The 14,314-nt window shown below is 44.5% G+C and carries 10 protein-coding genes; 5 read left to right on the plus strand and 5 right to left on the minus strand.

Annotated elements, in window-relative coordinates; all coding sequences use genetic code 11:
• Positions 1–5: 5 nt before the first annotated feature.
• From CHL1_RS01595 to CHL1_RS01610, 4 genes are all read right to left on the minus strand, one after another.
• Positions 6–2,432, minus strand: coding sequence for a glycogen/starch/alpha-glucan phosphorylase (locus tag CHL1_RS01595; protein WP_250934443.1), 2,427 nt, complete (start codon positions 2,430–2,432; stop codon positions 6–8).
• Between the two features lie 27 nt (positions 2,433–2,459).
• Positions 2,460–4,370 carry a 1,4-alpha-glucan branching protein GlgB gene (glgB, locus tag CHL1_RS01600; RefSeq protein WP_250934444.1) on the minus strand — a complete coding sequence of 637 codons (1,911 nt, stop codon included), beginning with the start codon at positions 4,368–4,370 and terminating at the stop codon, positions 2,460–2,462.
• A gap of 136 nt (positions 4,371–4,506) precedes the next feature.
• Positions 4,507–5,361, minus strand: coding sequence for a YihY/virulence factor BrkB family protein (locus CHL1_RS01605; RefSeq protein WP_250934445.1), 855 nt, complete (start codon positions 5,359–5,361; stop codon positions 4,507–4,509).
• Entirely contained in the window at positions 5,358–6,203 is an 846-nt protein-coding gene (locus tag CHL1_RS01610) for a YihY/virulence factor BrkB family protein (protein WP_250934446.1), read from the minus strand. Before CHL1_RS01610 ends, CHL1_RS01605 begins: the two co-directional genes overlap by 4 nt.
• A 203-nt stretch (positions 6,204–6,406) precedes the next feature.
• On the opposite strand from CHL1_RS01610, the gene CHL1_RS01615 reads away from it, so the two are divergent.
• A complete protein-coding gene (locus tag CHL1_RS01615) occupies positions 6,407–8,329 on the plus strand; it encodes an aconitate hydratase (protein WP_070369669.1) in 1,923 nt (640 codons plus the stop codon).
• Positions 8,330–8,426: 97 nt separating this feature from the next.
• Positions 8,427–9,107, plus strand: coding sequence for a TIGR00266 family protein (locus CHL1_RS01620; protein WP_070369668.1), 681 nt, complete (start codon positions 8,427–8,429; stop codon positions 9,105–9,107).
• Positions 9,108–9,189: 82 nt separating this feature from the next.
• Here CHL1_RS01620 and CHL1_RS01625 read toward each other — a convergent pair whose 3' ends face one another.
• Positions 9,190–10,077, minus strand: coding sequence for a DegV family protein (locus CHL1_RS01625; RefSeq protein WP_070369667.1), 888 nt, complete (start codon positions 10,075–10,077; stop codon positions 9,190–9,192).
• A gap of 204 nt (positions 10,078–10,281) precedes the next feature.
• Here CHL1_RS01625 and CHL1_RS01630 point away from each other — a divergent pair, with 204 nt between their 5' ends.
• The 3 genes from CHL1_RS01630 (at position 10,282) to CHL1_RS01640 (ending at position 14,209) form a co-directional block, all read left to right on the plus strand.
• On the plus strand, positions 10,282–12,423 hold the full coding sequence (locus tag CHL1_RS01630; protein ID WP_250934447.1) for a Tex family protein: 2,142 nt from the start codon (positions 10,282–10,284) through the stop codon (positions 12,421–12,423).
• 98 nt (positions 12,424–12,521) lie between these two features.
• A complete protein-coding gene (locus CHL1_RS01635; RefSeq protein WP_070369665.1) occupies positions 12,522–13,007 on the plus strand; it encodes a CarD family transcriptional regulator in 486 nt (161 codons plus the stop codon).
• Positions 13,008–13,096: 89 nt separating this feature from the next.
• The gene (locus tag CHL1_RS01640; protein WP_070369664.1) at positions 13,097–14,209 is read left to right on the plus strand and encodes a PIN/TRAM domain-containing protein; all 1,113 of its coding nucleotides are present in this window, start codon (positions 13,097–13,099) and stop codon (positions 14,207–14,209) included.
• Positions 14,210–14,314: the final 105 nt, after the last annotated feature.

Below are 14,314 nucleotides of genomic sequence, written 5' to 3' on the forward strand. Positions count from 1 at the left end.
CCTCCTTAAATGATTTTCCAGATTTCTCGTTGATAGTCGGCAATTGAACGATCGCTTGAGAAAATCCCGGAATTTGCTACGTTGCTGATAGACATTTTAGTCCAAATGGTCGGATTGCGGAAGAGGTGATCGACCTGATTTTGGGCATCGGCGTAGGCACTGAAATCTTTTAGAACAAAGTAGCCATCGTTGTACAACAGCAGTGAATCATAGATCGCCTGGAAGCTGAGCCCATGTCCCAGGGTGCCGTCAATCAGTTGGTGCAGAACCTGCTGAATCCGGGGATCCTGTTCAAAGATGTCGATGGAGCGATAACCGCCGTACTTTTGATAGTGATGTACCTCATCGGCAGACAGACCAAAGGTGACAATATTACTGGGACCAACGGCTTCAAGAATTTCGATATTGGCGCCATCCATCGTACCCAGCGTGATGGCGCCATTCATCATAAATTTCATATTTCCGGTGCCGGAGGCTTCTTTGCCAGCTGTTGAAATCTGTTCGGAAATATTGGCCGCCGGATAGATGATCTCGGCCAGGGAAACATTGAAGTTGGCCAGGAATACGACCTTCAATTTGTCATGGAGCGTCGGATCGGCATTGACCAGCTCGGCAATGGCGGTGATCAGTTTTATCACTTCTTTGGCATAGTAATAGCCGGGGGCCGCTTTGCCGGCAAAGATAAAGGTTCGGGGGGCCATTTCCAGGTTGGGGTTTTCCTTGAGTCGATTATACAGATAGAGGACATGGAGGGTGTTTAACAATTGTCGCTTATATTCATGAATTCGCTTAACCTGGATGTCAAAAATTGAGTGGGGATCGACGTTGACATTGTTGTGGCTGGTCATATAATTGGCCAGCCGGATCTTATTAGCCAATTTGACATCCTCAAACTTTTCATAAAAAACCGGATCGCTTATATAGTTGAGCAGTTTCTTCAGATGGAAGAGGTTATGTTCCCAGGCTGAGCCAATCGATTCAGTAATCAGCGTTTTCAGTTCCGGATTGCTGTTCATTAGAAAGCGTCGGGGTGAGACGCCATTGGTGACCGAGTAGAACCGGTTGGGAAAAACCTGGTAATAACCGTTGAAGGTTTCTTCCCGGAGGATTTTACTGTGCAGGGCGGCCACACCATTTACCGAATGACTCGATACGATCGCCAGACTGGCCATATGAACATAGTTATCCCGAATAATGGAAAGGCTGTGGTTACGCTCCAGATCGTAGGGGAATTCGCTATCCAGCTCCAGCAGAAAGCGGCGGTTGATTTCTTCTATGATCATATAAATCCGCGGCAGTAGATCCTTCATCATATCCACCGGCCATTTTTCAAGAGCTTCCGGTAGGACGGTGTGGTTGGTGAAGCTCAAGGCGGCGACGGTGGTTTTCCAGGAGTCATCCCAACCCAGGCCTTCTTCATCCATTAGTACCCGCATTAGTTCGGGGCCGCATAGTGCCGGGTGGGTATCATTAATGTGAATACAAATTTTATCGCTGAAGCCATCCATCGAATTATTATTGGAACGTTTGAAATCCACAACAATTCGCTTGATTCCGGCGCAGACAAAAAAGTATTCCTGTTTGAGACGCAGTAGTTTGCCGTCAAAGCCATTGTCATTGGGATAGAGGATCTGGCTGATCGCTTCGGCTTCCGATTTGTGTCGGACGGCATTTAAAAAATGGCCCTGATTAAAGCAGGGGAGGTCAAAGGCTTCCAGCGACTCAGCGCTCCACAATCGCAGCGAATTAACCGTTTCATTGCGGTAGCCCTTAATCGGAACATCATAGGGAACAGCCATAATCGGTTCGTAGTTTTCGTGGACAAAGGTCAGATTGCCATTGATGTTTTCGGAATGAATCTGGCCGTAGTATTTAACAATCACCGACTTATCGGGATTGCGGATTTCAAAGGGATAACCGTTTTTAAGCCAGTTATCGGCCACTTCAATCTGTTCGCCATTGATAATACGTTGTTCAAACAGCCCGTATTTATAACGGATGCCATTACCGTGAGCAGGCATTCCCATGGCTGAAGAAGAATCCAGATAGCAGGCCATTAATCGTCCCAGACCGCCATTGCCCAACCCGGGGTCAGACTCCTGGGCAAGAATGGCTTCATAATCCAGCCCCATTTCCACAGAGCACTCCTGAACCAGGTCTTCCACGCCTAAATTACTGAGATAGGACTTCATCAGGCGTCCAATCAAAAATTCGATGGAAAAAAAGTAAACTTGCTTGGATTCATTTTTGTTATAGAGGGAGTTGGTTTTAGCCCATTGCGAGGTGATGCTTTCCATTACCATTTCAGCCAGGGCCTGGTATTGTTTAAGTAGGGACGCTTCAGCCAGACAATTTCCCGAAACTTCTTCGATTTTCTTGGTAAAGGTGGCCTTATAAGCGGCTTTTATTTTTTCTCGTTCTGAAGAATTCATGGTTGTTCCTTTCAATAAAGAGTGTCTTTATTTTTTAGTTTTTGTTTTTTTATTCGGTACCGGTTTGTTTTTGGCGCTTGTCCGGGGGACAACCGCTTTTAAAACGACCATGGCGGAGGGGGGGATATTGATGGAAACCGAATAATCCTGACCATGAAGCGGGATAGGCTGGGCCTTCACGTTTTTTTTCACTTTAAAACCAGTCCCGCCATAGTTGCTGTCATCGGAATTAAAGGCCAGTCGATAATTACTGCCAGTCGGAACGCCAATTTGATAATCGGTATAGCTTAGCGGACAGAAGTTGATAATGGTGATCAGTGTATCTTTGTCCTCGGCACCCATTCGTTTAAAAATAAGAATGCTTTGTTCGCTGTTGTTGGGTTCCAACCACTCAAAGCCTTCCCAACTGTGGTCATCAGTCCAGAGGGCTTTTTCTTTGCGATAAAACTTATTGAGCTCTTTGATGTAGGTATGAACTTCCCGGTGTTTGGGATAATCCAGGAGGAACCATTCCAGGGATTCATCCACTCGCCATTCCAGGAAGGGGGCAAACTCGTTCCCCATAAAGGACAGTTTTTTGCCTGGATGGGTTATTAAATAACCGAAGAGGAGGCGAAACTGGTCGAACTTTTGATTGTAATCCCCAAACATTTTATCAAGGATGGTTCGTTTGCTGTGAACCACTTCATCGTGAGAAAGGGGGAGGATGAAGTTTTCATTAAAAGCATAGGCCATCGAAAAGGTCAACAGATTATGGAAGCGATTCCGAAACATTGGATCAGTTTTCATATAATCCAGGGTATCATGCATCCAGCCCATGTCCCATTTCAAATTGAAGCCCAGGCCACCTTTATCCACTGGCCAGGTGACCATCGGATAGGCAGTGGAGTCTTCGGCCGACATGATGGCAAAGGGAAAATCCCTAAAAATTATGGTGTTCAGTTCCCGGAGAAAGGACAGGGCTTCCAGGCGATCCGTGCCGCCCTGAGCATTGCGGTAAGGTTCGCCATCAAGGCCGTGGTTTAATTCAATCATGCTGGCAACGCCATCGATGCGCAGTCCATCGACATGATAACGGTCAAACCAGAAATAGGCATTGGAGATGAGAAAATCGAGGACTTCCGGTTTGCCGTAATCAAAGACCATCGTTCCCCATTGCTGGTGTTCGGAAAATTCGTATTGACAGGTACCGTCAAAATGCCGCAGGCCTTGATCATCTTTGCAGAAGTGACCGGGCACCCAATCCAGAATGACCCCGATGCCAGCCTGGTGGCAGCTATCAATGAAGTGCATCAGTCCCTGGGGATCGCCATAGCGGCTGGTCGCAGCATAATAACCGGTCAGTTGATAACCCCATGAACCATCAAAGGGATGTTCCATAATTGGCATCAACTCAATATGGGTATAATGCATTTCTACCAGATAGGGAACCAGCTGTTCGGCCAGCTCATGGTAGGTCAGATAGTCGCCGGTGTCACTGCGTTTCCAGCTGCCCAGATGGGCTTCGTAAATATTGATCGGCATTTTGAGCCAATTGGTTTGCATTCTTTTTTGGCACCAGGCGTCATCCTGCCAAGTATAACCGTCGAGTTCCCAGATAATCGAGGCGGTTTTGGGTTTAACCTCACTACAGAAGCCGTAAGGATCAGCTTTATAGGCCAGTTCACCATCTTTTTGGCGAACTGCATATTTATAAAGCAGACCTTGCGAAAGCTCCGGAATAAACAGTTCCCAAATTCCATGGGCGCCGGAAACAGGTTTCATGAGATGCTCAGTGATGTTCCAGTGGTTAAAATCGCCAACAACCGAAACACTCTGAGCTTGGGGGGCCCAAACCCGAAAAGTGACCCCTTTTTCATTCAGGTGGGCACCAAAATAGCGGTAACTGAGAAAACGCCGGTTAATGGCTGAATCTGCATGGGCATCGGTTTTTTTCATGGTATGTGTGTCCTTTCGTTAGTGGTTGGAATCGGGTGAATTAAACACCTGTTATTTTATCACAAGTCCTAGTATTGATCGGGTATCTTTTTAAACAAATAAAATCTTTTTGACAGTCGCATACCCAAAGTCATGGCTAAAAAGGGAAAGACAATTCATTGTTTTGATATAAGGACCAGTACAAATTGATTTTCCCCCCCAGATTCAAAATGACACAAATAAAGTAGATGGCCACCATCAGGGCAAAAAGTCCGCCCAGACTGCCATAGAGCGTACTGTATTTGGTTGAATGATTAATAAATAAGGTAAAAATACGAAAAGCGATATTAAGTCCCAGCGTGGCAAATAGGGCTCCGGGAAGACCATTTTTAATTTTCAAGGGCTGAGCGGGGGCCATGACATAGATCATATTAAAAATAAAGGTTGAAACGATCCAGGAAAAAGCAACCGCAAAAAAACTCAGAACCGGATAATAATAAGTATATAACCCAATTTTCTCAAAAATAACAGCACCGACGTCCGCACTGAAAATATAGGCCACCGCAATCAATAAAATGGCCAGCGTGAAAAGAATCGTAAACAGAAACGAATAGAGCCAGATTTCTCTGAGGTTTCGAGTTTCTTCCCGGCCATAGGTTTGATTGATCCCGATCATGACTGCTCGGGTGGCCAGGGATGAAAAGAAGAAAGCCAGAAGAATCAGACTGTACTGGGAACCGGAAACCTGACTGATCAGGCTGTCTAGTAAACCAGTTACATATTCATAGGAAAGCTCTGGCAAAAATGTTTTTAAAATTTCATAGAGATAGGTTTCGAAGGGTTTGATAAAATTTCCGATAAATGAAATCAGAAAAAGCAGGAGAGGGAAAAAAGCTAACAACAGGTAAAATGACATTTGCGTGCAGATTCCTGAAAAATCGGTTTTTTCGAAATCCTCCCGGATGAAGTTGATCAGTTTCACAAGTTTTAAATTCATGATCCGTTTGATCATTTGGCGGCCTCCGTTTCACAAAATAATGACTGTTTTGTTCCGTAAAGATTCACAACGCCGCCTAAGGTAAGGCTGAAACAGATCAGGTAGACAACAAAAAACAAGGAGAAGGGTCCTTGGAGATTAAAGAAAAAACTGTTGAAATCAAGGACGGTATCGGCAAACAGGGCATAGAGCAAAAGAATGATAAACCAACTGATGCTGACAAAAGCGCCACCTGGCAGGGCTTCCCAAAAACCAAGATGGTTTTTGGGGGCATACATATAAATCAGTGTAAAGATCAGGGTCGGCACAATGAGCAGATAAAGCAGCGTAAAGAGAACAATAAAAACTGCGAAAAATTGCGACAAATTCAGAGCATGAAAAATAAAAGAAAGCAGTTTTTCACCGAATAGATAGAAAAAAACCGTGAAAAAGATAATCAGCAGAAATAAAAACAGATATAGAATCGATTGGATCCAGAGCGCAACAGTGCCCCGGGTTTCTTTTTGGCCAAAGATCCGATTTAAAGAAGTGATCAGGGAATGCATGGCTGAAACGGAAACATATAAAATGAAAAATCCCAGGATCAGATTGGTACCCAATGAAAACGAAATGGTGTTGGCATTCTCCATGGCCAGATTAACATAATTCATTATCGATTGTGGTAGTATTTTTGAAAAGGCAAAAATCAGGGTTTCGTTGACACTGGCGGAAAGCCAGTTGATGAAACTGTAGAGCAGCATCAAAAAAGGAACAAATGCCGACAGGGTTCGGTAGGACATCTGAGCTGAAAGGTTGATAATATTATTCTTTCTTCCCTGGACAAATAAAAAGCGGCTGAAGCATTTAAGAAACGTCATGAGCTCCTCCAAATCCACTTATAAACTTGAATTGATTGAACCACAGTATAACATAGTTTCGATTTAAATTGAAGTCAAACCGCTAAAGTAAAAAATGGAAAGTTGGAAAAAAAGATGGTATAATAAAAATCGATAGTATAGAACAAGCACATCACACCGAAAAATTCAGAAAATAGCAGTATGGAAAGGAAATAGTAAATTAAATGGGAAAAACGTTAACAGAGAAAATTATTGCGGCGCACCTTGTAGTGGGAGAAATGATCAAAGGTGAAGAAATTGGAATTCGGATTGATCAGACCCTGACTCAGGATTCCACCGGAACAATGGCCTATTTGCAGTTTGAAGCCATGGAGGTGCCCCGGGTTAAAACCAAAAAATCCTTGGCCTATATTGATCACAACATGCTCCAGGAAGGCCCGGAAAACATGGATGATCACCGCTATATTCAGAGCGTGGCCAAAAAACATGGCGTTTATTATTCAAAACCGGGCAACGGCATTTGCCACCAGGTTCAGATTGAACGCTTTGGAGTACCGGGCGATACGCTGTTAGGATCGGATAGTCATACGCCCACCGGTGGCGGCATCGGGATGCTGGCCATTGGGGCTGGTGGTCTGGATGTGGCTGTGGCCATGGCTGGCGACCCTTATTATATCACCATGCCCAAAGTGGTTAAGGTGGAATTAATCGGCAAGCTGCGCACCGGTGTATCCTCCAAGGATGTGATCCTGGAAGTGTTACGTCAATGTACCGTTAAAGGCGGGGTCAATAAGGTGTTTGAATACACAGGAGACGGGGTAAAGACCCTGACCGTACCGGAACGGGCCACAATTACCAACATGGGCGCCGAATTGGGGGCAACCACCTCGGTATTTCCATCCGATGAAATGACCCGGGTATTTTTAGAAGCTCAGGGCCGTGGCGGGGATTATATTGAACTATCCGCTGATGCCGATGCCATCTATGATGAAGTCGTCACGGTTGATATGGATGCCTTAGAACCACTGACTGCCTGTCCGCACAGTCCCGACAAGGTGGTTAAAATTTCGGAAATTGAAGGTTTGGCGGTTAATCAGGTGGCGATTGGCAGCTGTACCAACTCATCCTGGTTGGATTTGATGAAGGTGGCTGCCATTGTTAAAGGCAAAACCGTGGCTGAGAATGTTTCGCTGGTGATTGCGCCAGGCTCAAAACAAGTATTGACCATGTTGGCCGAAAACGGCGCTTTGGCCGATCTGCTAAATGCTGGCGCCCGGGTGCTGGAATGCGGCTGCGGACCCTGTATTGGGATGGGCCAGGCACCATCGACGAATGCTGTGTCGCTGCGAACCTTCAACCGGAACTTCTTTGGTCGCTCGGGTACGCCTTCTGCCGATGTCTACCTGTTAAGCCCTGAAGCAGCAGCGATATCCGCCCTGGAAGGGGTGCTGACCAATCCTTTGGGAAAAATTGATTTGCCGGAAATTGCGATGCCGGATCACTTTTTACTGAACGATACTATGGTGATGGCACCGGCACCGGAAGGTGTTGATGTGGAAGTCATCAAAGGGCCAAACATCAAACCCTTCCCAGCCACCCAGCCGCTTAAAAATACGGTTGCTGGAAAAGCCCTAATTGTGGTCGAAGATAATATCACCACGGATCATATCATGCCTTCCAATGCCAAATTACTGCCCTATCGCTCCAACATTCCCTATCTGTCAAACTATTGTCTGGCCCCTTGTGATGCCGAATTCCCACAGCGAGCCCTGGATAATGGCGGCGGTTTTATAGTTGGCGGCTCCAACTATGGGCAGGGTTCCAGCCGGGAGCATGCGGCTTTAGCACCGGTTTATTTGGGGATTAAAGGGGTGGCAGTTAAATCCTTTGCCCGGATTCATAAAAACAATCTCATCAATAACGGCATTCTGCCACTGGTATTTGAAAACGAAGCCGATTATGATACCATTGAACTAAATGACGAACTGGTCATTGAAAATGCTCTGGAGGCAGTTAAATCAGGACGGGCCAACCTGATTAATAAAACCAAAGGGTTAACCTATGTAATGCTGCTGGAAGTTTCAGAGCGCCAAAAAGAAATGCTGTTGGCCGGTGGGTTGATCAACCTGATTAAATTAAAAAAATAATCTAAAATAGTCAGATATAACAAAATAAATCGTCAATTTTGGGGTAAATATCCACTAATTGGCGATTTTTTTATAGTCACAAAACGAGGAGGAAAAAATGAATTATGAAATTAAGGGAGGCAATCTCCCGGTCGTTACGGTTACGCTGGATCATGGGGAATCGATGTTTACGGAATCTGGGGGAATGTCCTGGATGTCAGAGCATATTCGGATGGATACCAATACCAAGGGGGGCCTGATGAAAGGTCTCAGACGGACATTGGCCGGAGACTCTTTGTTTATGACCACTTATACCGCTGAGCAGGGGAACAGTAAAATTTCTTTCACATCCAGTTACCCGGGCGAGATCAAAGCGCTGTCGCTTCAGCCGGGACAGTCGATCATCTGTCAGAAACACAGTTTTCTGGCCGGCGAATCAACTCTCGATGTGGATATGTATTTTAAAAAGAATCTTGGGGTGGGCCTTTTTGGTGGTGAAGGTTTTATTCTGCAAAAACTTTCAGGACCGGGAACGGCCTTTATCGAAATGGATGGCGCAGTGGTTGAATATGATCTGGCACCAGGAGAAGTGATGAAAATTGATCAGGGACATATTGGTATGTTTGAAGAATCAGTGAGCTTTGACATTCAGGCGGTCAAAGGGATGAAAAATGTCTTTTTAAGCGGCGAAGGATTGTTTCTGGCAACGTTAAAAGGGCCGGGAAAAGTCTGGCTGCAAACCATGCCGCTGAGCCGACTGGTTCAGATGGTGGCGTCAAGCTTACCGCCAAGAGGTTAGGCGGTCAATAAATTTTTTAAAACCAAATAAGCGCCATGCCGATACGGTTGTATCCGGCATGGCGCTTATTTGGTGCAATGTTTTATGGAGTCACATTGACATAATTATCCGGCAATTCATCAAAAAACATAATCCCCAGACAATTGGTGCCAATATGAACGGTCAGGGTGGAACCGGCTTTTTCAGGCAGCAAAAAGTTTTTAATCCCCAATTCTTTTTCAAAATATTTACGGGCCTTATCCTGGAGATCGGTCGCCGTACTCTGGATCATCCCGAGGATCTGATTCTTATTTGTCATTTTTTCTTCAACAATGGCAAACAGGGTCTTTAAGGCTTTTTTCTGGCCGCGGATTTTTTCATAGACCAGAATCTCGCCGTCTTTAAAGTATAGGATTGGGACGATTTTAAGCATATCGCCAAGCATCGCTGCATTTCGGCTGATTCGACCGCCCTGAGCCAGCCATTTGATATCGCCGACCATAAAAAAGATCTGAGCGTGGTGGGCCAGAAAGGTCATCGTTTCAACAATTTCGTCATAGGGGCGGTTGAGTTTGTTCAGCTTCAAGCCCTGATAAAGAATCAATGCCGAACCAGTGGTGGCCGAAAGAGAATCGACAATGGCGACTTTGCGCTCTGGATATTTTTCCTGTAAATCTTTAGCCAGCAGCCGGGCGGTCTGGTAGGTGCCAGAAAGCTTTGAGGAGAGTACCAGATAGATGACATCATCACCGTTCTTAAGGTGTTTTTCAATTGTGTTGGTAATATCCAGCGGTTGAATTTGAGCGGTTTTTGGAAAGAGTTTACTATTATTGTTGACAAAATCCACGACCATTTCCGGGGTAATGTTTATGCCATCGAAATACGTTTTATCATCCAGGGTTACGGGAAAGGGTAATATATCAAAATCATAGCGATTCAGAATGTCGCTGTTGGTATCACACATGGAATCCACAATAAATTTTATAGCCATAAAGGTGATGCTCCTTTTCGTTTAGTACAGAATATTTTATCATGAACCTGTTTTCATTACAATGCGCCGATAGGCAGTTTAAACAGTCATTCGGTTATTTTATGGAAGATTTGTGATTATACCAAAAAAATGTTAAACTATTCTTTGATATTCACACCAACTAATAAAAACCTGGAATTAAGAAATTTAGAAATGGAGTATTTTGTGGAACATATTATTAACCAACTGGCAAAAGAATTTTCAATACGCCCCCAGCAGGTGGAAGATACCATCAATTTAATCGATGGGGGGAATACCATTCCCTTTATCGCCCGTTATCGAAAAGAGGTCACCGGAAATTTAAGTGATGCACTATTGCGGGATCTGGATGTGCGGTTAACATATTTAAGAAAATTGGAAAAACGAAAAGAAGAGGTTACCGGTAGCATTTTGGAACAGGGCAAGCTGACCCTGGAACTTAAAAGCGCCATTTTAAAAAGCCAAACCCTTCAGGAAGTGGAAGACCTCTACCTGCCTTATAAACAGAAAAAGAAAACTAGGGCATCGGTGGCCCGGGAAAAAGGACTGGAGCCATTGGCGCTGCAAATACTTGAGCAAAAACTGATTGAAAGCGAGTTGGCCAAAGCCGCTCTTAGTTATATTGATGTCGAAAAAGAAATTGACACCGCCGACGAAGCGCTGCAACTGGCCATGGATATTATCGCCGAAGTAATTTCGGATACAGCTGCTTACCGGGGCGTGATAAGGAAGTGTACCTTTGACAAGGGCCAGATCAAATCCACCGTGGTTAAGGGAAAAGAAGCGGAAAACCCGGAGCTGGAAATGTATTTTGATCATACGGAAGCCATAAAAACCATTAAGGATCACCGCATTTTGGCAATTAACCGGGGCGAAAAGAAAAAAGCCCTGTCGGTTAAACTGCTGGCACCTGGCGAGGAAATTCTTGCTTACCTGAAGAAGGAATTGCTTAAAGCCCAGCCCTCAAGCTATCTGTTAAATGCCATTGATGACAGTTATACCCGGCTGATTGCGCCGGCCATTGAGCGGGAAATCCGGACGGCACTAAAAGAGCGGGCGGAAGAAGGGGCCATCAAGATGTTTGCGCTAAACCTTAAAAAGCTGCTGCTCCAGCCACCCTTTAAAGAAAAAGTCACAATGGGCTTTGACCCGGCCTTCCGAACCGGTTGCAAGATTGCCATTCTTGATGCGGTCGGAAAGGTGCTGGACTATACCACCATCTATCCCACCTTTGGCAAAGGGCAGGCCGAAAAAGCGGAAAAAGAGTTGATCGAGCTGATTGAACGCCATCAGGTCGATATTATTGCCATCGGCAACGGTACTGCTTCCCGGGAGTCAGAGCAGTTTGTGGCTGAAACCATCAAAAAAACCGCAGTGCCAGTCCAATACATTGTGGTCAATGAAGCTGGGGCTTCAGTTTATTCGGCTTCGGAACTTGGCACCGAAGAGTACCCGGATATCAATGTCTCTATCCGGGGGGCCATCTCGATTGGTGGACGACTTCAGGATCCGTTGTCGGAGCTGGTTAAAATTGACCCGAAACACATCGGGGTGGGGCAGTATCAGCACGACGTCAATCAGAAAGAGCTGGAGCGGGTATTGGAAGCAACGGTTGAAGATGCTGTTAATAATGTCGGGGTTAACGTCAACCGGGCTTCGGTAGCGCTGCTCAAGTACGTAGCCGGGGTCAACAAAACCATTGCCAATAATATTTTGGATTATCGCAACAGCGTTGGACCGATCAAGAATAGAAAAGAATTGATGAAGGTCAAAGGGCTGGGCGCCAAAGCCTATGAGCAATGCGCCGGATTTTTGCGGATTGATGACGGTGATAACATCCTCGATAATACTGGAGTTCACCCGGAGGCTTATAAAAGTGTCGAAAAACTCTTGAAATTAAAAGGGATTAAAAAAGAAAAGCTCGGTACCCGGGAACAACAGGATTTGTTTAATGACATGAATTATTCGGAAATGGCGGCCCAGCTCGAAATCGGGATTCCAACCCTATATGACATTGTCAAGGAACTTAAAAAACCGGGACGGGATCCCCGGGAGAATGCACCCAAGCCCCATTTGCGGTCTGATGTTTTATCGATGAGTGATCTGGAAGTGGATATGGAACTGACGGGTACAGTCAGAAATGTCATCGATTTTGGCGCTTTTGTCGATATTGGTGTTCATCAGGATGGTCTGGTGCATATCTCTCAAATCACTGATCGTTATATTAAACACCCGTCCGAAGCAGTTTCTCTGGGGGATGTGGTAACTGTAAAGGTGCTGGCGGTGGATCTGAAACGAAAACGGATCAGTTTAACCATGATTATTTAAAAAAATATTGACAGCGGGATAAGTTTTTTATAAAATAAAAGGCTTCTCCCTTTTTTTGTGTTATAATAACTCCAGAATCGATGATAGGAGTGGTTAAAATGTACAAGATTGGGGATAAAATTGTTTATCCAATGCACGGAGCGGGTATCATTGAAGCAATCGAAGAACGAGAAATATTTGAAGAAACGAAACCTTACTACATCATGCAGATCGTGTCCGAAGGTTTGCAGATTTTAATTCCGGTTGATAAAGTCGATGATATTGGGGTAAGAACCATCGTAAACCAGTCAGTAATTGATGAAATGATCGAGTCGCTAAAATTACCAATGGATGTGATGGAAAAAAACTGGAACCGACGATATCGGGAACATCTCGAACGTTTAAAAACCGGTGATATTTTTGAAGTCGCCAAGGTCGTTAAGAATCTTATCTTACTGGATCGATTAAAAGGCCTTTCAACCGGGGAAAAGAAAATGCTCAATAATGCCCGGAATTTCATCGTCAGCGAAATGGTCTTGATTCAAGATAAGGATAAAGAAGAAATCCTGGATTTGATCAATAGTTCGGTACAAAGTGAGGCGTGAATTTCGCGCCTTTTGTTGTATTTAATAGTTTAATCTTAAGAATTAGGTGCTATAATTTATGGTAATGTTTTAGAAAGGAGGTGAAGATAGTGATACAAAAGATACTTCGCGTGTCATTTGGAATTATTGGAATTCTGGTTGGGATAGCCCTGGCCAACGTATTGATAACCAATTCGTGGATCTTGAAAACCATGCAAATTAATCTTACCCCTGAATTGGAAATTATTTTTTATGCGGCTTTCATCGTTCTATTCGGACTTATATTTTTCATTCTATTTCCACTAATGCTAAAAGGCGTAAAAAAGTTGACGAAAATTGTTGAGGCCAGCATGGAAAATGTCCGTCTCATTGACATTGGCCTGGGCATAGGTGGTTTGGTGATCGGTTTAGTAATTGCCATGCTGATTAGTTTTGCTTTTTCGCAGATTCCCATTCCCTGGATTGGCGGACTCTTAACCATCAGCATTTATATTGTGCTGGGTTATATTGGATTTTCCTTACCGATCAAAAAACGGGAAGATATTCTCCAGGCATTTCAGAGTGCCAAGCGGGAAAAGGACGCCAATGTAACGTTGGGCCAAAAGCGCCCGGCTAAAAAGAAAGGCGCAGCGATTCCCAAACTGTTGGATACCAGCGTGATCATTGATGGACGGATCTTTGATATCTGTAAAACCGGTTTTATTGAGGGACCTCTGGTAATTCCGGTATTTGTGCTCAATGAACTCCAACTGATTTCGGATTCGGCCGATGAACTCAAACGAAATCGGGGCCGTCGGGGTTTGGATATTTTAAATAAAATTCAGACGGATCTGGAAATCGAAGTGCAAATTACTGAAGAGGATTTTGAAGACACCCATGAGGTCGATTCAAAACTGGTTAAACTGGGTAAATCAACCAAAGGCAAGATTTTGACCAACGACTATAATTTGAACAAGGTTGCCACGGTTCAAGGGGTGGACGTGCTCAATATTAATGAACTGGCCAATGCTGTCAAACCGATTGTTTTGCCCGGGGAAGAGATGAAGGTTCTTCTGGTTAAAGGGGGAAAAGAAAACGGTCAGGCGGTAGCTTATCTGGATGATGGAACCATGATCGTTGTTGAAAATGGCAAAAAATATATTGGCTCCTCCACGGCAGTTATTGTTACCAGTATTCTGCAAACAGCAGCCGGTCGAATGATTTTTGCAAAACCCAAAAAATAATGTCATGCAATTATAATTTAAAGTAAACACCAGCGTTTGGGCTGGTGTTTTTATTTGTGTGTTTTTTGACAAATTTATTGTAATTGATCAGGGCTTTACGTATAA

The sequence above is a fragment of the Acetobacterium wieringae genome, from assembly GCF_023700225.1.
In the GTDB taxonomy this organism is placed as follows: Bacteria; Bacillota; Clostridia; order Eubacteriales; family Eubacteriaceae; genus Acetobacterium; species Acetobacterium wieringae.

Excerpts from the sequence above, each read along its gene's own strand:
- CHL1_RS01605 (WP_250934445.1), bottom strand. The coding sequence starts at position 5,361 with ATGATCAAACGGATCATGAATTTAAAACTTGTGAAACTGATCAACTTC.
- CHL1_RS01620 (WP_070369668.1), top strand. The coding sequence starts at position 8,427 with ATGAATTATGAAATTAAGGGAGGCAATCTCCCGGTCGTTACGGTTACG.
- CHL1_RS01610 (WP_250934446.1), bottom strand. The coding sequence starts at position 6,203 with ATGACGTTTCTTAAATGCTTCAGCCGCTTTTTATTTGTCCAGGGAAGA.
- CHL1_RS01615 (WP_070369669.1), top strand. The coding sequence starts at position 6,407 with ATGGGAAAAACGTTAACAGAGAAAATTATTGCGGCGCACCTTGTAGTG.
- CHL1_RS01595 (WP_250934443.1), bottom strand. The coding sequence starts at position 2,432 with ATGAATTCTTCAGAACGAGAAAAAATAAAAGCCGCTTATAAGGCCACC.
- glgB (WP_250934444.1), bottom strand. The coding sequence starts at position 4,370 with ATGAAAAAAACCGATGCCCATGCAGATTCAGCCATTAACCGGCGTTTT.
- CHL1_RS01625 (WP_070369667.1), bottom strand. The coding sequence starts at position 10,077 with ATGGCTATAAAATTTATTGTGGATTCCATGTGTGATACCAACAGCGAC.
- CHL1_RS01635 (WP_070369665.1), top strand. The coding sequence starts at position 12,522 with ATGTACAAGATTGGGGATAAAATTGTTTATCCAATGCACGGAGCGGGT.